We start from the raw sequence: 22,004 nt of genomic DNA, 5'->3' as shown, positions 1-22,004 counted from the left end.
CCCATGCGTGAACCGGGCCTGTTGAAACCGGCGGTGCTGTGGCTGCTGCTGTTGGCGCCGCTGTTTTTCAGCACCTACGGCTTTGCCACGTGGGTCACCAGCCAGCGCAGCGACGTGGGCACGATGGTGTTCGGCTGGGAAACCCATATCCCGTTCTGGGCCTGGACCATCGTGCCCTACTGGTCGATCGACCTGCTCTACGGTTTCTCCCTGCTACTGCCAAGCACCCGCCATGAACTGAAACAACATGCCTTGCGCCTGCTGACGGCCCAAGTGATTGCCGTCACCTGCTTCCTGATCTGGCCCTTGCGTTTCACCTTCGAAAGACCGGAGCTGGACGGCGTGTTTGGCTGGCTGTTTGCGGTACTAGCCGGGTTCGACAAGCCGTTCAACCAGGCGCCGTCGTTGCACATCGCGCTGCTGGTGGTGCTGTGGATAATGTACCAGCGGCATAGCCGGGGCCTGTGGCGCTGGCTGGTGCAGGGCTGGTTCGCGTTGATCGGCCTTTCGGTGCTGACCACTTATCAACATCACTTTATTGACTTACCCACAGGCGCCCTCGCCGGCTGGATGTGCGTGTGGCTGTGGCCGCTGGAACATCCGAGCCCGCTGCTGAATGCCCAGCTGACCAGGGACCGCCAGCGTTGGCGCCTGGGGCTGCGCTATGGCTTCGGATCGCTGGTGTGTTTGATCCTGGCGTTTTCCCTTGGCGGCGGCTGGTTGTGGCTGCTTTGGCCGGCGGTATCCCTTGGCTTGATGAAGGCGAATTACCTGGTACTGGGCGTTGCAGGATTTCAGAAACGCGCCGACGGACGACTCACTCCGGCGGCGCGCTGGTTGTTGGCGCCTTATCTGGTGGCCGCCTGGATCAATTCCCGCCTGTGGACACGTAGACATCCACAGCCCGATCAGGTTGTGGATAACGTTTGGCTGGGGCGAATTCCCACCAGCGGTGAGCTGGGATCATTCAAGGCGGTGGTCGATCTGTGCGCCGAATTGCCGATTAATCCACAGGGTCGCGCCTACTACAGCCTGCCAGTGCTCGACCTGACGGCGCCCACTGCAGCGCAATGCGTGGAAGCCGCCCAAGCGATAGAGCGGCTACGCTCAGCCGGACCTTTGCTGGTGTGCTGCGCCCTCGGTTACTCACGCAGCGCCACCGCCGTGGCTGCATGGCTGCTGCATACCGGGCGCGCAGGCAATGTCGACGAGGCGGTGGCTATTATTCGTACAGCACGCCCACGTGTGGTCCTGCATTCCGCTCACCGTGAAGCCCTGGAGGGTTTAGCCCATGCCCGCTGATATGGAATTACAGGTCGTCGCCAGCCTGCTGCGGCGGGGCCGTTCCCTGGATCAGTTATCCACAGGCCTGACCTTGCTCGGCGTACTGTTCGGCCTCGCTCAACTGCTGATGGCCAGCATCACGCCGGTCTGCCTGATCCTCAGCCTGTGGATGATTGTGCTCGGGCTGCTGGAAAAATATTGGGCGCTGCGGGTGGCCTTCGACGCCGACCTGTTCGCCTTGCTCGCCCGCGACACCGACCGCACGCCCGACTTCGACCAGGCCATGCAAACCCTTGGCCTGCAATCCGCCAAACGCGCAGGCCGCCCCTGGACCGAGCGCCGTCGCGGCGCCCTGAAACTGTTGCGCAAGCAAGCCTACCTGCTGGCGGCGCAAGTGCTGCTGACCGTGGCCGTCATCCTGGCCAGCCCCTGGCTGCCCTTCGCCGGATAAGGAATCCCCATGTTCGAACCCGTGGTCGCCACCCTGATTACCTCCATGGCCCGCACCGTCACCGGCGCCCGCAGCCTGTGGCTTGGCTGCGCGCCGGTGCCGGTGCAACGCATCTACTACGCCAACCACAGCAGCCACGGCGATTTCGTGCTGCTGTGGGCCTCGTTGCCGCAGAACCTGCGTAAATTCACCCGCCCGGTGGCCGGCAGCGACTACTGGAACACCAGCGCCCTGCGCCGCTACATCATCAACCGGGTGTTCAACGGCGTGCTGATCGACCGCGAGCGCAAGGACCCTGTGGATAACCCTCTGGCGCCGATGCTTCAGGCCTTGGAAAACGGCGACTCGCTGATCATCTTTCCCGAGGGCACGCGCAACCTGGAAGACGGCCTGTTGCCGTTCAAAAGCGGGCTGTATCACCTGGCCAAGAGTTATCCACAAGCCGAATTGATCCCGGTGTGGATCGCCAACCTCAACCGGGTCATGCCCAAGGGCCGTGTGCTGCCGCTGCCCTTGCTGTGCACCACCAGCTTCGGCGCACCGCTGCAACTGGAGGACGGCGAAGACAAGGCGCTGTTCCTCGCCCGCACCCGCGACGCCTTGCTCGCCCTTGCCCCGGAGCATTCCTGAGATGGATAGCCAAACCCTGATGTTGTTCGGCGGGATCGGCGCGATCCTCGTGCTCGCCTCGCTGATCGGCCTGATCCTCAAACTGCGCACCCGTGGCACACCCAACGCGGTGATCGACAACCTCAACGCCCGCATCAATGCGTGGTGGGTGATGGTGGTGGTGATCGGCGTGGCGTTCTGGCTCGGCACCGGCGCGGTGATCCTGCTGTTTTACGCCGTGTCGTTCTATGCGCTGCGGGAATTCCTCACACTCACGCCGACCCGGCGAAGCGATTACCCGGCGCTGGTGGCGGCCTTCTACCTGGCGCTGCCACTGCAATACCTGCTGATCTACTTCGACTGGTACGGGCTGTTCTCGATCTTCATCCCGGTGTACGTGTTCCTGCTGTTGCCGATCCTCGCGTCATTGGGCGGCGACAGCACGCACTTCCTGGAACGGGCATCGAAAGTGCAATGGGGGCTGATGATCGCGGTGTTCTGTGTGTCCTTCGTGCCGGCGCTGCTGACCCTGGATATCGTCGGCTACGAAGGCCGCAACCTGCTGCTGATTGCCTACCTGGTGATCGTGGTGCAACTGTCGGACGTGTTGCAGTACGTGTGCGGGAAGCTGTTCGGCAAACACAAGATCGCGCCCAACTTGTCGCCGTCTAAAACCGTGGAAGGGTTTGTCGGCGGGATTCTGCTGTCATCCCTGATCGGCGCGGCGCTGTGGTGGACCACGCCGTTCAATCCCTGGCAGTCGTTCCTGATTGCGCTGTTGATCAACCTGCTGGGGTTTGCTGGCGGGATCGTGATGTCAGCGATCAAGCGCGACCGCGGCGTGAAGGATTGGGGGCACATGATCGAAGGGCACGGCGGGATGCTGGATCGGCTGGATTCAGTGTGTTTTGCCGCGCCGATCTTCTTTCATCTCGTGCGCTACTGGTGGACCTGACGACCACCTCCCTCCCCAAATCCACACAACCCCAGTGGCGAGGGAGCTTGCTCCCGCTGGAGTGCGCAGCGCTCCCAAGATTTTGGGGCCGCTACGCAGCCCAGCGGGAGCAAGCTCCCTCGCCACAACAAGCGTCCTTATCTGATCGTTCCCACGCTCTGCGTGGGAATGCATCCGGTGACGCTCCGCGTCACGACTTTAAAGCGGACGCGGAGCGTCCAGGGCGGCATTCCCACGCGGAGCGTGGGAACGATCTAGCCGGGAAGGTGACTCAGCGGCAATGCCCCGGGCGTCTTCACCGTCTGAATCGCGAAGTTGCTGCGGATATCACTCACCCCCGGCAACTTCAACAAGCTCCCGGTCAGGAACCGTTCATACCCGCGCAAGTCCGGCACCACCACTTGCAGCAGAAAATCCGACTCCCCCGACACCAGAAACGCCGAAATCACCTGGGGCAGCGCCGTCACCGCCAACCGAAACGCCTCCGCCTGTTCGTCGTTATGCCGCTCCACTTTCACCCCGACAAACACCGTCAGCCCCAACCCGACTTCATCCCGGTCCAGGCTTGCCTGATAACCACGAATCACCCCGGCCTCTTCCAGCAGCCGCACACGCCGCAAGCAGGGCGAGGCCGACAGGCCGATCTCGTCCGCCAGTTGCACGTTGCTCAGCCGGCCATCCCGTTGCAGGGCTTCAAGAATCTTGCGGTCAAATGCGTCCAGCTTCAGATTTGGCATAAGTGAAATGTTTCGCCCGAAAAAAGTGGCAGATTGTGCCAAGACTAGACGCTTTTCCGGCTGACTACGCAAGCACCTGCCCCGGCCTTCACCCCTAAAATTGCCCTACGAATCACCTACCGCAAGGGGCAGGCACATGGCAGAACTCTGGTTGTTTTTAGTCGCGTTGGCAGTGGTGTACCTGCTGCCCGGCCCGGACATGATCCTGCTGCTGCAAACCGGCGCCCGCCAGGGCAAGGCGATGGCACTGGCAACCGCAGGCGGCTTGGGCCTGGCGCGAGCCTGCCACGTGGCGCTGGCGGGGATGGGCCTGGCGACCCTGTTCAAGGTCGCACCCTGGACCTTCGATGTGGTGCGCCTGGGCGGTGCGGCGTATCTGCTGTGGATCGGCGTGCAGTGCCTGCGCTCAAACCTGCTGCCCAACCTGAACGCCGAGCACAGCACGGCGCCGGCGCATGCCTGGCGCGAAGCCTTCCAGCGGGGTTTGCTGACCAACCTGCTCAACCCCAAGGCGCTGCTGTTCTGCTCCGTGCTGCTGCCGCAATTCATTGATCCACATGGCGCATCGGTGACTGCGCAGTTTGCGCTGTTGGGGGCGATTCTGGTGGCGGTCGGCCTGGGATTCGACAGTTGCTATGGATTGGCCGGCGCAAGAATCGGCCGCTGGCTGGAACGCAGCCCGTCCGCCCAGCGCCTTCAGCAATGGCTGTTTGGCAGCCTTTTGATCGGTTTTGCGATACGCCTCACCTTCGTACAGCAAGCCTGAGCTTTGCGGCGCATTTGCCGTCATCTTTTGTATCAAAGAGACGTGTAAGATACGCGACACATTGCCAGGGATGCTCACCATGTTTGATTCGTTAAAAGCGACCAGCCGCCGTTTTTTCGGGGCCTTGATCTCAGTGGTGAGTGTTCTGTTCAGCGCCGTTCGATGGCTGGCGCGCAGCCTGTTCGGCCAGTGGCAGCCGCCGCGCTGGCTGCAAGCCACAGGCAACGGCCTGGTCAACGTCGGCCACAAGGCCCGGGCTTATCCGCGCCAGGCTGCGGGCGGCGCGCTGGCCCTGGTACTCGTGCTGGCCGCGGGCTTTTACGGCTGGCACTGGTATTCCCACCTGCCACAGCCCCACACCGTGGGTTATTCGCTGCACAAGCCCAACCTGACGGATTACACCCAGCCGCAACCGGTTGTGGATAACTTGCAGGTACGCTTCGCCGAATCCGTGGCCCCGCTGGCGGCCATCGGCAAGCCGGTCACCGAAGGCATCACCCTCAAGCCTGCCATCGCCGGCGCCTGGCGCTGGGCGGATGACCGCAGCCTGGTGTTCACCCCGGAAAAAGACTGGCCCGTCGACGCCCACTACACCATCGACCTGGCCAAGAAAACCCTGTTGGCCGACGGCGTACTGCTCAGCCAATACACCAGCCAATTCTCCACCCAGCCGTTCCGCGCCACCTTGACGCAAAACGAGCTGTACCAGGACCCGAGCAACCCGACGCAGAAACAGCTGGTAGCGACCTTCCACTTTTCCCACCCGGTAGACGAAGACAGCGTACGCAAACGTGCCTCGGTCACCCTCGGCAAAGGCTTGGCCTACCGCGATGCGCAACTGCCCAATCGCCCGGAAATCACCTTCGACGAACACAAGCTCAACGCCTTTGTGCGCTCTGCCGCCCTGGCCACCCCACTGGAAAGCACCCCGGTCAGCGCCAAGCTCGATGAAGGCCTCAAGGCCCGTGATGGCGGCAATCCCAGCTCGGCACCGCTGGTGGCCGAAGTCACCGTGCCCGGCCGCTATCGCCTGACCTTTACCGGCGCCGAAGTCAGCTTTGTCGACAACGAGCGCGGCGAACCCGAGCCGGTGTTGATGTTCAGCAGTTCCAGCGCCGTGGCCGACGAGACCATCGCCAACAAGGTGCAGGCCTGGATGCTGCCGGAAAAAGCCGAGGACGATACCCGCCCCTGGAACCTGCAAGACATCGACGACAAACTGCTGGCCAGCAGCACCAAGGTCAAGCTGACCCACGTGCCGAGCGTCGAACCGCTGAATACCCTGCACGCCTTCAAGTTCAAGGCCCCGCCGGGCCGCGCCCTGTATGTGCGGGTGCCGGCCAACCTGGAAGCCATCGGCGGCTACCTGGCGAAAAATCCGACAGCCTCTCTCGTGAGCATGCCGGCTTATCCACGCACGCTGCAGTTCCTGTCCGACGGCGCCCTGCTCAGCCTCACCGGCGAAAAACGCCTGGGCTTCATGGCCCGTGGCGTACCCGGCGCCCATGTGGAAATCGCGCGCCTGCTGCCCAACCAGTTGCAACACCTGGTGGACCAGAGCAGCGGCAGCTTTGCCCGACCGAATTTTGCCAATGACTACTTCGACCGGATGGTGGAGCGTCAGAGCCTGGACATTCCGCTGTCGGCTGGCGACCCGTCGAAAACCGTCTACGACAACGTCGACCTGAGCAACTACCTCACGGCCAACGGCGGCCGCCGGGGGATTTTTGTGCTCAAGCTGAGCCCGCAGGACGACCCGGCCGATCGCACCTTCGACTACTCGCGCAACACCACCAGCGACCTGCGTTTCATCGTGGTCACCGACTTGGGCATCATCGCCAAGCGCTCCAGCGATGGCAGCCACGATGTGTACGTGCAGTCCATCGGCAACGGCTCGCCGGTGTCCGACGCCCAGGTCGATATCATCGGCCGCAACGGTTTGCCGGTCGCCAGCGGCCATACCGACGCCGAAGGTCACGCGCACTTCGCCAAGCTGGATGAACTGCGCCGTGAGAAAACGCCGTTGATGTATGTGGTCAGTCGCGGCAATGACCAATCCTTCCTGCCGATTGCCCGTCAGTCGCAACAGCTGGATTTGTCACGCTTTGATGTAGGCGGCCTGGAAGAGGACGGTGCGATCAATCGCCTCAGCGCCTACCTGTTTACCGATCGCGGCCTGTACCGGCCCGGCGAGACCGCGCACCTGGGCATGATCGTGCGCAGCGGCGACTGGAAAGGCGCCCTGCAAGGCCTGCCGGTTGAGTTGCAGATCACCGACCCCCGTGGCCTTGAGGTGATTCGCCAGCCGTTGAAACTGTCGGCCAGCGGTTTTGAAACCTTCGATTTCCCAAGCAGCGAAGTAGCGCCATCCGGCGATTACACCGCGACCCTGCAACTGATCGGTGAGAAGCAGCGTCGTACCGACCTGGGCAGCGTCAGCTTCAAGGTCCGCGACTTTGAACCGGACCGGATGAAAGTCAGCCTGAGCCTGCACGATACACCGGTGCTGGGCTGGATCCCGCCGGACCAGGTGGTGGCCAAGGTCACCGCGATGCACTTGTTCGGCGCTCCGGCGGCGGGTCGTCGCGTCACGGCGAAAATGTCCCTGAGCCCCACGCTCGCGGCCTTTGATCGCTACCCGGATTACCGCTTCCGCCTGAATGACTCGCTGGAAGAAGCCAGCTCCGAAGACCTGGCCGAAACCACCGTCGACGACAATGGCCAGGCGGTGCTGGACCTGAACCTGCAACGCTTCGCCAACAGCACCTATCGCCTGCAAGTGATGACCCAGGTGTACGAAGCCGAAGGCGGTCGCAACGTCGCCGCACAAAGCGCATTGCTAGTGTCGGCGGCGCCGTACCTGGTGGGTGTGAAGAGCAAGGATTCGCTGTCTTTCGTCGCCAAGGACGCCCCGCGTGAAGTGCAATGGCTGGCCGTGGCGCCAGACCTTACGCCAGTCGCAGTCGACGGCCTGACCAGTGAAGTGGTCGAGCACCGCTACGTCTCGGTGCTGGTGAAGCAATCCAACGGCACCTACAAATACGAGTCGCGCATCAAGAACATCAGCCAGCCGGCCTCGCCGCTGGTGATGACCAAGGACGGCGCCAAGCAAACCCTGAACACCGGCACCCCGGGCGATTTCACCCTGCAACTCAAGGACGCCAACGGCAACCTGCTGAACCAGATCGACTACAGCGTCGCCGGCCGGGGCAACACCTCGCGCTCCCTGGAGCGCAACGCCGAACTGCAACTGCGCCTGGATAAACGCAGCTACGCCACCGGTGATGAGATCGCCATCAGCATTCGCGCGCCTTACACCGGCGCCGGGTTGATCACCATCGAGCGGGACAAGGTCTACACCCAGCAGTGGTTCAAGGCCGACAGCACCAACAGTGTGCAACACATCCGCGTTCCTGCGGGGCTTGAGGGCAATGCCTACGTCAACGTGCAGTTCGTACGGGACATTGGTTCGTCCGAGGTCTACATGAGCCCGCTGTCCTACGGCGTGGTGCCGTTCAGCATCAACCTCGACGCGCGGCGCATGGCGCTGAAAGTCGAAGGCCCGGCGAAGATCGAACCGGGGCAGACCCTGGACATCAAGGTCAACGCCGACCGCCCTGGCCGCGCAGTGGTCTACGCGGTGGACGAAGGCATCCTGCAAGTGGCGCGCTACCAGACGCCGGACCCGTTGGGCTTCTTCTTCCAGAAGCGTGCACTGGAGGTCGGCACCAGTCAGATCCTTGACCTGATCCTGCCGGAATTCAGCCGCCTGCTCAGTGGGGCAGCGCCGGGTGGCGATACGGAAGGCGCCCTGGCCAACCACCTCAACCCGTTCAAGCGTAAACATCAGCCGCCTGTGGCCTGGTGGTCTGGCCTGGTGGACTTGCCGGCCGGTGAAACCGTGCTGCACTACCAGGTTCCGGACAGCTTCAATGGCAAGCTGCATCTGTTTGCGGTGGCCGTGGACAGCGACAGCGTGGGCGTCAGCGAGGCCAACACCGAAGTGCGCGGGCCGCTGGTGATCACGCCGAACGTGCCGGCCTTTGTCGCACCGGGGGATGTGTTCAGCGTCAGCGCCGGGGTGTTCAGCAACCTGGACGCGGCGGCGGACGTGAAGTTTGAAGTGCAGACCAGCGATGGCCTGCAGGTGCAAGGCGACAAGGCCAGCACCCTGGCCCTGCAACCGCGCAAGGAGGGTGTCGCCGAGTTCAAGATCAAGGTAGGCGAAACCCTCGGCTCGGCAGACTTGCGCTTCGTCGCGGTGCTGCCGGATGGCAAGCGTATCCAGGTAGCGGAAACCACTTCGATCCGACCCTTGAGCGAGCATCGGGTGGCCCTGAGCCTGGGCCGTTTCGACAGCGCCAGCAAAGAGCTGAAACCGACCCGCGAGCTGTTCAGCCAGTTGCGCGATGTGCAGTTGGGCGTCGCCGCTTCGCCGCTGGTATGGGCCAACGGCCTCAAGCATTACCTGGATGACTATGGCTACGCCTGCACCGAGCAATTGGTGTCCAAGGCCATGCCGGCGTTGATCTGGGGTGGTAACGCGCCGGAGGCCGAGCAAGCCTTCAGCGGTGCGGTGCGCATGCTGCGTCAACGGCAGAACCAGGCCGGCGGTTTCGGCTTGTGGGCGGCCAACCCGGATGTGGCGCCGTATGCCAGCCTGTACGCCACCGACTTCCTGATCGAAGCCAGGGAGCGCGGGCTGCCGGTGCCGGAAGACCTGCTGCAACGTTCCAACGCGTACCTCACCGACCTGGCCAACGGCCCGAGCGAAGGCCTGTCGGAATTGCGCAACCGCGCCTATGCCAGTTACCTCCTGAGCCGTCAGGGGATTCTGGTGAGCGGCGCCTTGAGCGATATCCGCGAGCGCTACGAAAGCTACTTCAAGGACACCTGGCAGAACGACATTGGCGCGGCGTACCTGGCCGCCAGCTACAAGCTGCTCAAGCAGGATCGTCAGGCCGATACCTTGTTCCGCAAGGTGCCGTGGCTTTCCCTGTCGGATAAATGGAACAGCGACGGCCTGTATTACGACCCGCTGGTGCACGACGCCGAGCACCTGCATTTGCTCGCACGGCACTTCCCGGAAATGCTCGACGATGTGCCGACAAGCCTGCTGGATAAACTCGGCAAGCGTCTCAACGAGCAACGCTACAACTCGCTGTCGGCGGCACTGTTGCTGCGGGCCCTGGACAATTACGGCCAGCGCGCCCAAAGCGACATGACCCTCAAGGCCACCGCATGGCTCAGCGACAAGCAGCAACAGTTGTTGCAGATGGCCGGCCAGCCGCCACGTGCGGCGGTGCCTGCCGGTACGCAAAAACTGCAGATGGAAAAATCCGACGGCCCGGCGGCGTTCTACATGCTGAGCGAAGCGGGCTATGACAAGGGCGCCAACCTCAAGCCGATCAACAGCGGCCTGGAAATCATCCACGAATACCTCGACCTCAAAGGCAATCCAGTCAGCAAGGTCGCGGTAGGCGATGAGTTCCTGGTGCGCCTGCGCTTGCGCGCCACCGACCGTGATCAGGTGCAACAAGTGGCGGTGGTCGACCTGCTGCCGGGCGGCGTCGAGCCTGTGTATAACTTGCCGCCGGAGCCGGAAGCGGCCAGCACCGAGGAAAGCGAAGGCGACGATTCGGAGTACGTTGAAACCGGCGAAGACACCGAAGAAGCCGACGCCTGGCAGGCGCCGATTGGCGAGACCGACTTGAGCAACTGGCAACCGGACTACGTCGACGTGCGTGATGACCGAGTGGTGTTGTACGGCACCGCGCTGCGGGATGTAGGCACCTTCGTGTACCGCGTGCGCGCCACCAACGCCGGTACCTTCAATACGCCACCGGCCTACGCCGAGGGCATGTACGAAACCACCCTGCAAGGACGCGGCAAAGTAGGCCAGCTTGAAATTACCAAGCCTTAAAAGCCTGACGCCGCTGCTGGCAGCGGCGTTGATTCTGGCGGGGCTACGGTTGTGGCCCCACGCGCCGCTGGAACAGGCAGCCACCTCCTCACGGGTGGTGCTGGCCGATGACGGTTCGCTGCTGCGCATGACCCTGGCGGCTGACGGGCAATATCGCCTGTGGCTTCCCCTGGAACGGATTTCTCCGTCACTGGTGGAGGCGTTGCTGCTCAAGGAAGACCGCAATTTCTACTGGCACCCGGGGATCAATCCCCCGGCGTTATTGCGGGCGGCCATGGCCACCTATAGCGGCGGCCAGCGTCAGGGCGGTTCGACCCTGAGCATGCAACTGGCCAGGCGCTTGTGGGATCTCAATACTCGCCAAGTGCCCGGCAAGCTGCAGCAGATGGCCCTGGCGTTGTGGCTGGAGGCGCGTTACAGCAAGCACGACATCCTTGAGGCCTACCTCAACCTGGCGCCCATGGGCGGCAATATCGAAGGTGCCGAAGCGGCCAGCCGGATCTATTTTGGCAAGTCAGCGGCGCAGTTGTCCTTGTCTGAAGCCCTCGCGCTGGCCGTGATTCCCCAGCAACCGGGTCGTCGGGCGCGCTTTGGGCCTTCCCTGCAAACCGCCCGGCAACGGCTGATGGCCGACTGGCGGGAAACTTATCCACAGGACCCGCGTAACGACAGTTTGCTGGACCTGCCGCTGGAAGCCCGCAACCGCCAGCAGATCCCGTTTCTCGCGCCGCACCTGAGCGAACAGTTGCTGGCCTCGCAAACCGGCAATGAGTTGAACAGCACCCTCAACCTGGCGCTGCAACAATTGCTGGAACGGCTGATCACCGGCTTCATCGCCGAGCGCCGCAGCAGCGGTGTGGAAAACGCCACGGCGATCCTGATCGACAGCCGCGACCAGAGCGTAAAAGCCCTGGTGGGCTCGGCAGACTACTTATCCACAAGCATCCACGGCCAGGTCAACGGCGTGTTGTCGCGGCGCTCGCCGGGCTCCACCCTCAAGCCATTCCTGTATGGGCTGGCGCTGGACCAAGGGGTGATCCACCCCATGAGCATCCTCAAGGACATGCCGAGTAACTTCGGCTACTTCCAGCCGGAAAATTTCGACGGCAGTTTTGTCGGGCCGGTGACAGCCCGTGACGCGCTGATTCGCAGCCGCAATATTCCGGCGGTGTGGCTGGCCAGCCAAACCCGCTCACCGTCACTCTACGGATTGCTGCAACGGGCCGGGATCAAGGGCCTGCGCGGCGAAAGCCATTACGGCTTGGCGCTGGCCTTGGGCGGCGGCGAGATGACGCCCGAGGAGCTGGCGCGGCTGTATGTGATGCTGGCTGGTGACGGGCATTTGCGGCCGCTGCGCTATTTGCAGGAACAGCCGCAAACCACTGGCGCCCAGCTACTCACGCCGCAGGCCGCGTTTATGGTGCGCGACATGCTGCGGCGCAACCCGCGCCCGGACGGGCTGCCGGGGCGCCACTGGCGTACGGCCTGGAAGACCGGCACGTCCTGGGGTTTTCATGATGCATGGAGCGCCGGCCTCGTAGGCCCGTACGTGCTGGTGGTGTGGGTGGGCAACTTCGATGGCCGTCCGAATCCTGAGTTTATCGGTGCGAAAACTGCGGCACCGTTGTTCTTCCGTATCGCCGACGCCCTGCCGCTGGCCTTGCCCAATGTGGTGATCAAACCCGACAAACCGCCCGCCGGGCTGATCCGCATCGACGTCTGCGCGGCCTCTGGTGACTTGCCCAACCGTTGGTGCCCACGTACCCGCAAGACCTGGTACATCCCCGGCGTGTCACCGATTCGGGTGTCCAACCTGCACCGCCCGGTGCTGATCGACACCCGCACCGGCAAGGCCGCGTGCCCGCCGTTCGACCCGCAGTACACCCGTGAAGAAATCTTCGAATTCTGGCCCAGTGATGTGCAGCGGCTGTTCCGCGCCGCCGGACTGCCCCGGCGTACGCCGCCCAATGTGCAGAAAAGCTGCCAACCCAACCGTGTCGGCGATCAAAGCGAAGCGCCACAGATTCGCTCGCCGCTGACCCAGGTCAGCTACCACCTGCGCCTGTCCCAGCCCCAGGAAAGCATCCCGCTGAACGCCAACGCGGCCAGTGATGCACTGACGCTGTATTGGTTCGCCGACCAGACCCTGATCGGCCAGGGCCCGCCGCAAACCACGCTGAACTGGCGGCCGGGTAAGTCGGGGGAGTACCGGTTGCGGGTGACTGACGATCAGGGCCGCAGCGCCAGCCGAGGCTTGAAGGTTGAGTTTGTACCCTGATCAGGCGTCTTCGTCGCCTAAACCGGCAGTGCCGGCATCTTTTGCGAAATGCTTGTACGCCACCCCCAGCTTGCGTTGCTCAAAGATCGAAAACACCAGGGTGCCCAGCAGAATCATCATCCACACCAGGAACACCTTCATGGTGTCCACCTGGGCCACCACCAGCAGCAAGGTCACTACGCCGCCAATCACCATGCCCAGGCCCATCCAGGCGCCCAGCACGCGGCCTACCGCCAGGCGCATGCCCTTGGGCAGCAAGAGCCGCAGCGCGAGCAACACCACAAACATCGTCAGCAAGAAGCCAAACGCGGCCATGAAAGGAATCACGAAGCCGTTGTCACGGTACAACCAGGCCAGAAACCGATAGGCGGGATTCAGCTCTGCCATTTGCTGGTAGGTGGCAGGGCCCGGCAAATGCAGTTGGGCAAAATGTTCCGGCGTCATGGCCATGATGCCGACGCCGATCAAACCCACCACCACCGCGTAGAAACCACCGGCGCGCCACAGCGGCGCCAGCACACGGCGGTTTTCCACCTCCTTGGTCTCGGCCAGGCCGAACACCGCGTCAGGTTGCCGGCCCTGGGCAATCACCGTCTTGCCCGCACGCTCGCAGGCGTCGCCAATCAGCATCACCTGCATATCCTGGGTGAGGAGCAGTTCGCCCTGGCGGCGGGAGCTGCTGATCCATTCATGGTCGTCAGGGCGCTTCTTGCCGAACAGGTCGATACCCTCGGCAATCACTGTCACTTCACCGGTGGCGTCCTGCAGGCGGAAGTCATTGCAGCGAGCCTCGGCCGAGACCTGGCTCCAGCTCCAATCGCCATCCTTGTCTTTGGTGCCTTCTTCGATGACCCACACGTAACCCGCGCAAGGCTTGCCGTGGACCGGGGAGATCAGGGGCGTGTCGACGATCACCTTGCCGTTCACCTCCACCAGCCCCATGGCCAATGAGCGTATCTGGCTGGTGGCCAGGCGCTGTTCGGTGCGATAGAAATTGGGGCCGAAGCTGGCCAGCAGTCCGATCAGGATGCACACAGGAAAAAACAGCGCCACCAGGATCGTCGGGGCGTAGACCATCAGGCCAATAAAGCCGGCGAGAAAGACCAGTGCCACCAGGGTTTTCCACGCTGGTTTTTTTGTGACAACCCCTGCCTGGGTGGTTTTCATGCCCCCGGCACCTCAAGCTTCACGCCGTCGTAGCGGGTTTCTTCGGCGCTGATGGCCAGCAGCGGAATGCGCTGATAACCGAGCATCTTGGCGAAGAACAGATCAGGAAAAATCGCGATGGCGATGTTGTAGAGGTTGACCGACTCATTGAAGAACTCGCGACGGTCGGCGATGCGTTCCTCCACCGCCGAGATCGCCTGCTGCAACTCGACCATGTTGGGGCCGGAGATCAGCGTCGGATAATTCTCGGCCACTGCAATCACCGACTTGAGCGCCGTATTGAGCTGGTTGGAGGCATCGACTTTATCGGTCAGGCTGCTGGCGTTGAGGTACGCGGTGCGGGCGTCGCTGAGGCGGGTGAACAGCGCGTTCTCATGGTTCATGGCGGTTTGCACCACGCGCATCAGGTCGGGAATCTGGTCTGCCCGCTGCTTGAGCAGCACGTCGATGTTGGCGAAGGCTTTATCCACATCGTTGCGGCGCATCACCAGGCCGTTGTAGACCCCCACCAGCCAGCCGACCAGGCCGACGACAATGATCAGCACGACGATACCGGCGATCAGCAGTTCGATGTTCATGGCGGCGGCATTCCCTGGCTAGTTATCCACAGGGCGCATTCTAGGGGTAAAGCAGGGGAATACTCCCGGAATTAGTCCACAGAAACGGCAAGACCCGATATCCGGTAGCCTGAAAAAGCAAAACCCCCGAAGAACGGGGGTTTTGGTGGTTCGGGTGCGGCTTATTCCACCGTCACCGACTTCGCCAGGTTACGCGGCTGGTCAACGTCGGTGCCCTTCAGCACAGCCACGTAATACGACAGCAGCTGCAGCGGGATGGTGTAGAGGATCGGCGACAGGGTGTCGTGGATGTGCGGCATGTTGATGACGTGGGTGCCTTCGCCATTGGTCATGCCGGCCTTCTCGTCGGCGAACACGATCAGTTGGCCGCCACGGGCGCGCACTTCCTGCAGGTTGGACTTGAGCTTCTCCAGCAGTTCGTTGTTCGGCGCGACGGTAACGACTGGCATGTCGTCATCCACCAGGGCCAGCGGACCGTGCTTGAGCTCACCGGCCGGGTAGGCTTCGGCGTGGATGTAGGAGATTTCCTTGAGCTTGAGCGAACCTTCCATTGCCACCGGGTATTGCGCACCACGGCCGAGGAACAGGGTGTGGTGTTTGTCGGCGAACAGCTCAGCGACTTTCTCCACGGTGCTGTCCATGGCCAGGGCTTCACCCAGGCGGGCCGGCAGGCGGCGCAGTTCTTCGACCAGGTGTGCCTCGACGCCTTCGCCCAGCGTGCCGCGAACCTGGCCCAGGGACAGGGTCAGCAACAACAGGCCGACCAACTGGGTGGTGAAGGCCTTGGTGGATGCCACGCCGATTTCACGACCGGCCTGGGTCAGCAGGGTCAGGTCGGACTCGCGCACCAGCGAGCTGATGCCGACGTTGCAGATCGCCAGGCTGCCGAGGAAGCCCAGTTCCTTGGCGTTGCGCAGGGCGGCCAGGGTGTCGGCGGTTTCGCCGGACTGGGAGATGGTCACGAACAGAGTGTCGGGCTGCACCACCACCTTGCGGTAGCGGAATTCGCTGGCGACTTCGACCTGGCACGGGATGCCGGCCAGTTCTTCCAGCCAGTAACGGGCGACCATACCGGCGTGGTAGCTGGTGCCGCAGGCGACGATTTGCACGTTGCGCACTTTGGCGAACAGCTCGGCAGCTTGCGGGCCGAAGGCTTGCACCAATACCTGGTTCTGGCTCAGGCGACCTTCCAGGGTGCGTTGCACCACGGCCGGTTGCTCGTGGATTTCCTTGAGCATGAAGTGGCGGAACTCGCCCTTGTCGGCGGCTTCGGCGCCGTCGCGGTACTGCACGGCTTCACGTTCCACGGACTGGCCGTTGACGTCCCAGATGGACACGCTTTCACGGCGGATTTCGGCGATGTCGCCTTCTTCCAGGTACATGAAGCGGTCAGTCACCTGGCGCAGGGCCAGTTGGTCGGAGGCGAGGAAGTTCTCGCCCAGGCCCAGGCCGATCACCAATGGGCTGCCACTGCGGGCGGCGACCAGGCGGTCAGGCTGGCTGGCGCTTATCACGGCCAGGCCATAGGCGCCATGCAGTTCCTTGACGGTGGCCTTGAGAGCGTTGGTCAGGTCGCCGATGTCCTTGAGCTTGTGGTTCAGCAGGTGGGCGATGACTTCGGTGTCGGTGTCCGAGGTGAAGACATAACCCTGGCCCTTGAGTTGTTCACGCAGCACTTCGTGGTTTTCGATGATGCCGTTGTGCACAACCGCCAGGTCACCGGAGAAGTGCGGGTGGGCGTTGCGTTCGCACGGCGCGCCGTGGGTGGCCCAACGGGTGTGGGCGATACCCAGGCGGCCTACCAGCGGCTCACCGGCCAATGCTTGTTCGAGTTCGCTGACCTTGCCCGGGCGACGCATGCGCTCAAGCTTGCCGGCGTTGGTAAAGAGCGCCACACCGGCGCTGTCGTAGCCACGGTATTCCAGGCGTTTGAGGCCTTCGAGCAAAATGGCAGTGACGTTTCGTTCAGCGACTGCGCCAACAATTCCACACATGGTTTCTCTCCTAGATGACTGCCGCGCAAATCAGCGTGATGCCGCGGGCTTGAATCTGGTCGCGGGCCTCAAGTGGCAGGCGATCATCGGTAATAAGGGTATGGACGCTGCTCCAGGGCAGTTCCAGGTTGGGGATCTTGCGGCCAATCTTGTCGGACTCGACCATCACCACCACTTCGCGGGCGACTTCGGCCATGACGCGGCTCAGCCCCAGTAATTCGTTGAAGGTGGTGGTGCCGCGCTCCAGGTCGATGCCATCGGCACCAATAAAGAGCTGGTCGAAATCGTAGGAACGCAGTACCTGTTCGGCGACCTGGCCCTGGAACGAGTCCGAATGCGGGTCCCAGGTGCCGCCGGTCATCAACAATACCGGCTCGTGTTCCAGGTCGCTCAAGGCGCTGGCCACGTGCAGGGAGTTGGTCATCACCACCAGGCCGGGCTGGTGCCCCAGTTCGGGGATCATGGCGGCGGTGGTGCTGCCGCTGTCGATGATGATGCGCGCGTGTTCCCGCAAACGCCGGACGGCCGCACGGGCGATGGCGCGCTTGTAGGCCGAAATGGGCTGTGCCGGATCACCGACCAGTTCCTGAGGCATGGTGATGGCGCCACCGTAGCGACGCAGCAACAGGCCGTTACTTTCGAGGGCCGCCAGGTCCTTGCGGATGGTGACTTCCGAGGTTTCGAAACGCTTGGCCAATTCGTCCACGCTGACTTCACCTTGCTCGGTGAGCATGGCAAGGATGTTGTGGCGACGTTGGGGTGTATTTCGTTTCGACATGGTGATGATAAGTTTCGTTTCGAAAGATAACGAAGGCAATCAAAACCTATTCATTCAAAATGGTCAAGCATGCGACTGAGTTTTTTGAATCAACACAGATAAAAATGTGGGAGCGGGCTTGCTCGCGAAGGCGGTGTGTCAGTCGGCGCATGTATCAACCGAAAGACCGCCTTCGCGAGCAAGCCCGCTCCCACATAAGTACCGCAGTGTTTCAGGGTTGTGGATAACTCAGGTCTTCTTGATTTTGACCGGGCGTTTCCAGCCGTCGATGTTGCGCTGGCGGGCGCGGGCGACGGCCAACTGGGACTTATCCACATCCTGGTTGATGGTGGAACCTGCGGCGGTGTTTGAACCATCACCGATAGTGACGGGGGCGATCAGCGAGTTGTTGGAGCCGATAAACACGTCTTCGCCAATGGTCGTCTGGTACTTGTTGGCGCCGTCGTAATTGCAGGTGATGGCGCCTGCGCCGATATTGCTGCGGGCACCGATCACTGCATCGCCGAGGTAAGCCAGATGGCCGGCCTTGGCGTCGTCACCCATCCGGGCGTTTTTCAGTTCGACAAAGTTACCCACGTGGGCCCTGGCTCCCAACACGCTGCCCGGACGCAAACGCGCGAACGGACCGGCATCACTGCCCTCGCCCATCACCGCACCGTCGATATGGCTGTTGGCCTTGATCACCACACCCTTGCGCAGGGTGCTGTCCTTGATCACGCAGTTCGGCCCGATCACCACGTCATCTTCAATGACCACGCGGCCTTCGAGGATCACGTTGATATCGATCAGCACGTCGCGGCCAACGGTGACGTCACCCCGCACATCGAAACGTGCCGGATCACGCAGCGTCACGCCCAGCGCCATCAGGCGGCGGCCTTCACGCAGTTGGTAGTGACGCTCCAGCTCCGCCAGTTGCTTGCGGTCGTTGGCGCCCTGCACTTCCATCGGGTCGTGGGGCTGTTCGGTGGCGACCACCAGGCCATCGCTGACGGCCATCTCGATGACGTCGGTTAGGTAGTACTCGCCTTGGGCGTTGTTGTTGGACAAGCGGCTCATCCAGTCAGCCAGGCGGTCAGCCGGCACAGCGAGGATGCCGGTGTTGCCTTCAGTGATGGCGCGCTGGGCTTCGCTGGCGTCTTTATGCTCGACGATGGCGGCGACCTTGCCGTCAGCGTTGCGCACGATGCGACCGTAGCCGGTCGGGTCGTCCAACTCGACAGTGAGCAAGCCCATCTGGCCTGGCACCACGTGCTTGAGCAGGCGCTGCAAGGTTTCCACTTCGATCAGCGGCACGTCACCGTAGAGGATCAGCACGGTGTCGGCCTTGATGAACGGCACGGCCTGCGCGGTGGCATGCCCGGTACCCAATTGCTTGTCCTGCAATACGAAATTCAGGTCATCCGCCGCCAGCCGCTCACGCACCACGTCGGCACCGTGGCCGATCACCACATGAATGCGCTGTGGATCCAGCTGCCGGGCGCTGTGGATAACATGGCCAAGCATGGAGTTGCCGGCAACCGGGTGCAGCACCTTGGGCAGGGCCGAACGCATACGGGTGCCCTGGCCTGCGGCAAGAATTACGATTTCGAGAGACATGAATGGCTACCAATCCTGGGCGGTCAGACTTCAGACCAAAGAAGTGTTTTGCAAAAAAAGAAAAAGGGTAGCCGAGGCTACCCTTTTTAATCAATCACGCATGAGGCTTGACGGCTTAGCCGCCAAACTTCTTGCGGATCTGCTGGACGGTGCGCAGCTGAGCTGCGGCCTCGGCCAGACGTGCAGCAGCAGAACCGTAGTCGAAATCTGCGCCTTTTTCGTTCAGGGCCTTCTCGGCAGCCTTGACGGCTTCCTGAGCGGAGGCTTCATCCAGGTCGGCAGCACGTTGCACGGTGTCGGCAAGTACCTTGACCATGTTCGGCTGAACCTCGAGGAAACCACCGGAGATGTAAAACACCTCCCGTTCCCCGCCCAGCTTGGTCAGAGTGATCGGACCAGGCTTCAAGGATGTAATCAATGGCGCGTGGCCAAAGTTAATACCCAGGTCGCCCAGTTCGCCGTGTGCAATCACACTCTCGATCTGACCGGAGAAGATTTCCCCTTCCGCGCTGACGATATCGCAATGGAATGTCATAGCCATCTGCTTGCCTCAACCTGATTAGCGCCCGTTACCGGGCGCCGGAATTACAGTTTCTTGGCTTTCTCGATCGCTTCTTCGATGCCGCCGACCATGTAGAACGCTTGTTCTGGCAGGTGGTCGTAGTCACCGTTGAGGATGCCTTTGAAGCCAGCAATGGTGTCTTTCAGGGAAACGTATTTACCCGAGGCACCGGTGAAGACTTCAGCCACGAAGAACGGCTGCGACAAGAAGCGCTGGATCTTACGAGCGCGGGATACCAACTGCTTGTCGGTTTCCGACAGCTCGTCCATACCCAGGATCGCAATGATGTCCTTCAGTTCTTTGTAACGCTGCAGAACGTACTGGACGCCGCGAGCGGTGTCGTAGTGTTCCTGGCCGATGACGTTCGGGTCCAGCTGGCGCGAAGTCGAGTCCAGTGGATCGACCGCTGGGTAGATACCCAGGGAGGCGATGTCACGGGACAGTACGACGGTGGCGTCCAAGTGGGCGAACGTGGTCGCTGGCGACGGGTCAGTCAAGTCATCCGCAGGTACGTATACCGCTTGGATCGAGGTGATCGAACCGTTTTTGGTCGAAGTGATACGCTCTTGCAGAGTACCCATCTCTTCGGCCAGGGTCGGCTGGTAACCTACTGCGGAAGGCATACGGCCCAGCAGTGCGGATACTTCAGTACCGGCCAGGGTGTAACGATAGATGTTGTCGACGAACAGCAGAACGTCGTTACCTTCGTCACGGAACTTCTCGGCCATGGTCAGGCCGGTCAGTGCTACGCGCAGACGGTTACCCGGCGGCTCGTTCATCTGACCGTAAACCAGTGCCACTTTGTCCAGAACGTTGGAATCCTTCATCTCGTGGTAGAAGTCGTTACCCTCACGAGTACGCTCACCCACACCGGCGAACACGGAATAACCGCTGTGCTCGATGGCGATGTTACGGATCAGTTCCATCATGTTTACGGTTTTGCCTACACCGGCACCACCGAACAGACCGACTTTACCGCCCTTGGCGAACGGGCAAACCAGGTCGATAACCTTGATGCCGGTTTCCAGCAGGTCGTTGCCGCCTGCTTGTTCCGCGAAGGAAGGCGCAGGACGGTGAATGCCCCAGCGCTCTTCGGTGTCGATTGGACCGGCTTCGTCGATCGGGTTACCGAGGACGTCCATGATCCGGCCCAGGGTCGCTTTACCGACCGGTACGGAGATGGCTGCGCCAGAGTCAGTGACTTCCAGACCGCGCTTCAAGCCTTCGGTGGAACCCATTGCAATGGTACGAACCACGCCGTCGCCCAGCTGCTGCTGAACTTCCAGGGTGGTGCCTGCATCGCTTTTGACTTTCAAAGCGTTGTAGATGCTCGGTACGCTGTCGCGTGGGAATTCCACGTCGATAACGGCGCCGATGATTTGAACGATACGTCCGCTACTCATAGCTGGATCCTCTGAATATTTGAACCGTTAAACCGCGGCAGCGCCGCCGACGATTTCCGAGATCTCTTGGGTGATCGCAGCCTGACGCGCCTTGTTGTAGATCAGCTGCAAATCGCTGATCAAATCACCGGCGTTGTCGGTAGCGTTCTTCATCGCGATCATCCGCGCAGCTTGTTCAGCCGCGTTGTTCTCGACCACCGCCTGGTACACCTGCGACTCCACGTAGCGCACCATCAAGCCGTCAAGCAGCTCTTTGGCGTCTGGTTCGTAGAGGTAGTCCCAGTGGTGCTTGAGTTCTTGTTCCGGGGCGGCCACCAATGGAATCAACTGCTCCACGGTAGGCTGTTGCGTCATGGTGTTGATGAACTTGTTGGATACCACGGAGAGGCGGTCAATCCGGCCTTCCAGGTATGCATCCAGCATCACCTTGACGCTGCCGATCAAATCATTGATCGACGGTTCTTCACCCAGATGGCTGATAGCTGCAACGACGTTACCGCCGAAGTTGCGGAAAAAGGCCGCACCCTTGCTACCGACCACACACAGATCGATCTCGACGCCTTTTTCGCGGTTTACCGCCATGTCCTTGACCAGGGCCTTGAACAGGTTGGTATTCAAACCACCGCACAAACCACGGTCACTGCTCACCACGACATAACCGACGCGCTTTACTTCGCGATCGATCATGAACGGGTGGCGATATTCCGGGTTGGCGTTGGCCAGATGACCAATAACCTGGCGGATACGCTCCGCGTAGGGACGGCTAGCAGCCATGCGCATTTGTGCCTTGCGCATTTTGCTGACCGCCACTTTTTCCATGGCGCTGGTGATCTTTTGCGTGCTTTTGATGCTCGCAATCTTACTGCGAATCTCTTTTGCGCCTGCCATGTAACACCTATCAGGTTAGCAAGCGGGAGCCTCGC

At 61.8% G+C, this 22,004-nt stretch carries 16 protein-coding genes; 7 read left to right on the top strand and 9 right to left on the bottom strand.

Annotated features, from left to right (window positions below; translation table 11 throughout):
- Nucleotides 1-3 precede the first annotated feature (3 nt).
- The 4 genes from HX814_RS07345 to HX814_RS07330 are packed head-to-tail and all read left to right on the top strand — an operon-like array spanning nt 4 to nt 3,299.
- The gene (locus HX814_RS07345; RefSeq protein WP_177009027.1) at nt 4-1,302 is read left to right on the top strand and encodes a phosphatase PAP2/dual specificity phosphatase family protein; all 1,299 of its coding nucleotides are present in this window, start codon (nt 4-6) and stop codon (nt 1,300-1,302) included.
- Complete coding sequence (locus tag HX814_RS07340; RefSeq protein WP_003213520.1) at nt 1,292-1,735, top strand: hypothetical protein; 444 nt, start codon at nt 1,292-1,294, stop codon at nt 1,733-1,735. Before HX814_RS07345 ends, HX814_RS07340 begins: the two co-directional genes overlap by 11 nt.
- A gap of 9 nt (nt 1,736-1,744) precedes the next feature.
- Nucleotides 1,745-2,365, top strand: a complete 621-nt coding sequence (locus HX814_RS07335) for a 1-acyl-sn-glycerol-3-phosphate acyltransferase (RefSeq protein WP_003213522.1) — start codon at nt 1,745-1,747, stop codon at nt 2,363-2,365.
- Between the two features lies 1 nt (nt 2,366).
- A complete protein-coding gene (locus HX814_RS07330; protein ID WP_063033761.1) occupies nt 2,367-3,299 on the top strand; it encodes a phosphatidate cytidylyltransferase in 933 nt (310 codons plus the stop codon).
- A 254-nt stretch (nt 3,300-3,553) separates the two neighbouring features.
- On the opposite strand, the gene HX814_RS07325 is transcribed toward HX814_RS07330, so the two are convergent.
- Nucleotides 3,554-4,027: an Lrp/AsnC family transcriptional regulator gene (locus tag HX814_RS07325; RefSeq protein ID WP_032899927.1), complete on the bottom strand. Its 474-nt coding sequence runs from the start codon at nt 4,025-4,027 to the stop codon at nt 3,554-3,556.
- A gap of 145 nt (nt 4,028-4,172) precedes the next feature.
- On the opposite strand from HX814_RS07325, the gene HX814_RS07320 reads away from it, so the two are divergent.
- The 3 genes from HX814_RS07320 to pbpC all read left to right on the top strand — a co-directional run bounded on the left by HX814_RS07320 (nt 4,173) and on the right by pbpC (nt 13,003).
- Nucleotides 4,173-4,802 carry a LysE family translocator gene (locus HX814_RS07320; RefSeq protein ID WP_177009026.1) on the top strand — a complete coding sequence of 210 codons (630 nt, stop codon included), beginning with the start codon at nt 4,173-4,175 and terminating at the stop codon, nt 4,800-4,802.
- Nucleotides 4,803-4,881: 79 nt separating this feature from the next.
- Nucleotides 4,882-10,725 (top strand): alpha-2-macroglobulin, encoded by a 5,844-nt coding sequence (locus HX814_RS07315; protein ID WP_177009025.1) that lies wholly within the window; start codon nt 4,882-4,884, stop codon nt 10,723-10,725.
- On the top strand, nt 10,706-13,003 hold the full coding sequence (gene pbpC / locus HX814_RS07310; RefSeq protein ID WP_177009024.1) for a penicillin-binding protein 1C: 2,298 nt from the start codon (nt 10,706-10,708) through the stop codon (nt 13,001-13,003). The genes HX814_RS07315 and pbpC overlap by 20 nt, the downstream gene beginning before the upstream one ends.
- Here pbpC and HX814_RS07305 read toward each other — a convergent pair whose 3' ends face one another.
- From HX814_RS07305 to atpG, 8 genes are all read right to left on the bottom strand, one after another.
- Nucleotides 13,004-14,170: a hypothetical protein gene (locus HX814_RS07305; RefSeq protein ID WP_177009023.1), complete on the bottom strand. Its 1,167-nt coding sequence runs from the start codon at nt 14,168-14,170 to the stop codon at nt 13,004-13,006.
- Nucleotides 14,167-14,748, bottom strand: coding sequence for a LemA family protein (locus HX814_RS07300; RefSeq protein WP_003213535.1), 582 nt, complete (start codon nt 14,746-14,748; stop codon nt 14,167-14,169). The genes HX814_RS07305 and HX814_RS07300 overlap by 4 nt, the downstream gene beginning before the upstream one ends.
- 161 nt (nt 14,749-14,909) lie before the next feature.
- Complete coding sequence (gene glmS, locus HX814_RS07295; RefSeq protein WP_008439539.1) at nt 14,910-16,742, bottom strand: glutamine--fructose-6-phosphate transaminase (isomerizing); 1,833 nt, start codon at nt 16,740-16,742, stop codon at nt 14,910-14,912.
- Between the two features lie 10 nt (nt 16,743-16,752).
- On the bottom strand, nt 16,753-17,520 hold the full coding sequence (locus tag HX814_RS07290) for a DeoR/GlpR family DNA-binding transcription regulator (protein ID WP_003213539.1): 768 nt from the start codon (nt 17,518-17,520) through the stop codon (nt 16,753-16,755).
- 228 nt (nt 17,521-17,748) lie between these two features.
- Nucleotides 17,749-19,116, bottom strand: a complete 1,368-nt coding sequence (gene glmU / locus HX814_RS07285) for a bifunctional UDP-N-acetylglucosamine diphosphorylase/glucosamine-1-phosphate N-acetyltransferase GlmU (RefSeq protein ID WP_102370203.1) — start codon at nt 19,114-19,116, stop codon at nt 17,749-17,751.
- A gap of 115 nt (nt 19,117-19,231) precedes the next feature.
- Nucleotides 19,232-19,657 (bottom strand): F0F1 ATP synthase subunit epsilon, encoded by a 426-nt coding sequence (locus tag HX814_RS07280; protein ID WP_008439541.1) that lies wholly within the window; start codon nt 19,655-19,657, stop codon nt 19,232-19,234.
- Nucleotides 19,658-19,701: 44 nt separating this feature from the next.
- Nucleotides 19,702-21,081: a F0F1 ATP synthase subunit beta gene (atpD, locus tag HX814_RS07275; protein WP_003213545.1), complete on the bottom strand. Its 1,380-nt coding sequence runs from the start codon at nt 21,079-21,081 to the stop codon at nt 19,702-19,704.
- A 27-nt stretch (nt 21,082-21,108) separates the two neighbouring features.
- On the bottom strand, nt 21,109-21,969 hold the full coding sequence (atpG, locus tag HX814_RS07270) for a F0F1 ATP synthase subunit gamma (RefSeq protein WP_003213547.1): 861 nt from the start codon (nt 21,967-21,969) through the stop codon (nt 21,109-21,111).
- Nucleotides 21,970-22,004 lie beyond the last annotated feature (35 nt).

It is taken from the genome of Pseudomonas sp. C8002, assembly GCF_013385765.1.
Lineage (GTDB): Bacteria > Pseudomonadota > Gammaproteobacteria > Pseudomonadales > Pseudomonadaceae > Aquipseudomonas.
The sequence above is the reverse complement of the archived record's forward strand: the minus strand, read 5'-3'. Positions and strand labels throughout refer to the sequence as shown.

Bases quoted from the DNA above. Each gene is read 5' to 3' on its own strand.
- HX814_RS07345 (WP_177009027.1), top strand. From the start codon at position 4: ATGCGTGAACCGGGCCTGTTGAAACCGGCGGTGCTGTGGCTGCTGCTG.
- HX814_RS07340 (WP_003213520.1), top strand. From the start codon at position 1,292: ATGCCCGCTGATATGGAATTACAGGTCGTCGCCAGCCTGCTGCGGCGG.
- HX814_RS07335 (WP_003213522.1), top strand. From the start codon at position 1,745: ATGTTCGAACCCGTGGTCGCCACCCTGATTACCTCCATGGCCCGCACC.
- HX814_RS07330 (WP_063033761.1), top strand. From the start codon at position 2,367: ATGGATAGCCAAACCCTGATGTTGTTCGGCGGGATCGGCGCGATCCTC.
- HX814_RS07320 (WP_177009026.1), top strand. From the start codon at position 4,173: ATGGCAGAACTCTGGTTGTTTTTAGTCGCGTTGGCAGTGGTGTACCTG.
- HX814_RS07315 (WP_177009025.1), top strand. From the start codon at position 4,882: ATGTTTGATTCGTTAAAAGCGACCAGCCGCCGTTTTTTCGGGGCCTTG.
- HX814_RS07305 (WP_177009023.1), bottom strand. From the start codon at position 14,170: ATGAAAACCACCCAGGCAGGGGTTGTCACAAAAAAACCAGCGTGGAAA.
- HX814_RS07300 (WP_003213535.1), bottom strand. From the start codon at position 14,748: ATGAACATCGAACTGCTGATCGCCGGTATCGTCGTGCTGATCATTGTC.
- glmS (WP_008439539.1), bottom strand. From the start codon at position 16,742: ATGTGTGGAATTGTTGGCGCAGTCGCTGAACGAAACGTCACTGCCATT.
- HX814_RS07290 (WP_003213539.1), bottom strand. From the start codon at position 17,520: ATGTCGAAACGAAATACACCCCAACGTCGCCACAACATCCTTGCCATG.
- glmU (WP_102370203.1), bottom strand. From the start codon at position 19,116: ATGTCTCTCGAAATCGTAATTCTTGCCGCAGGCCAGGGCACCCGTATG.
- HX814_RS07280 (WP_008439541.1), bottom strand. From the start codon at position 19,657: ATGGCTATGACATTCCATTGCGATATCGTCAGCGCGGAAGGGGAAATC.
- atpD (WP_003213545.1), bottom strand. From the start codon at position 21,081: ATGAGTAGCGGACGTATCGTTCAAATCATCGGCGCCGTTATCGACGTG.
- atpG (WP_003213547.1), bottom strand. From the start codon at position 21,969: ATGGCAGGCGCAAAAGAGATTCGCAGTAAGATTGCGAGCATCAAAAGC.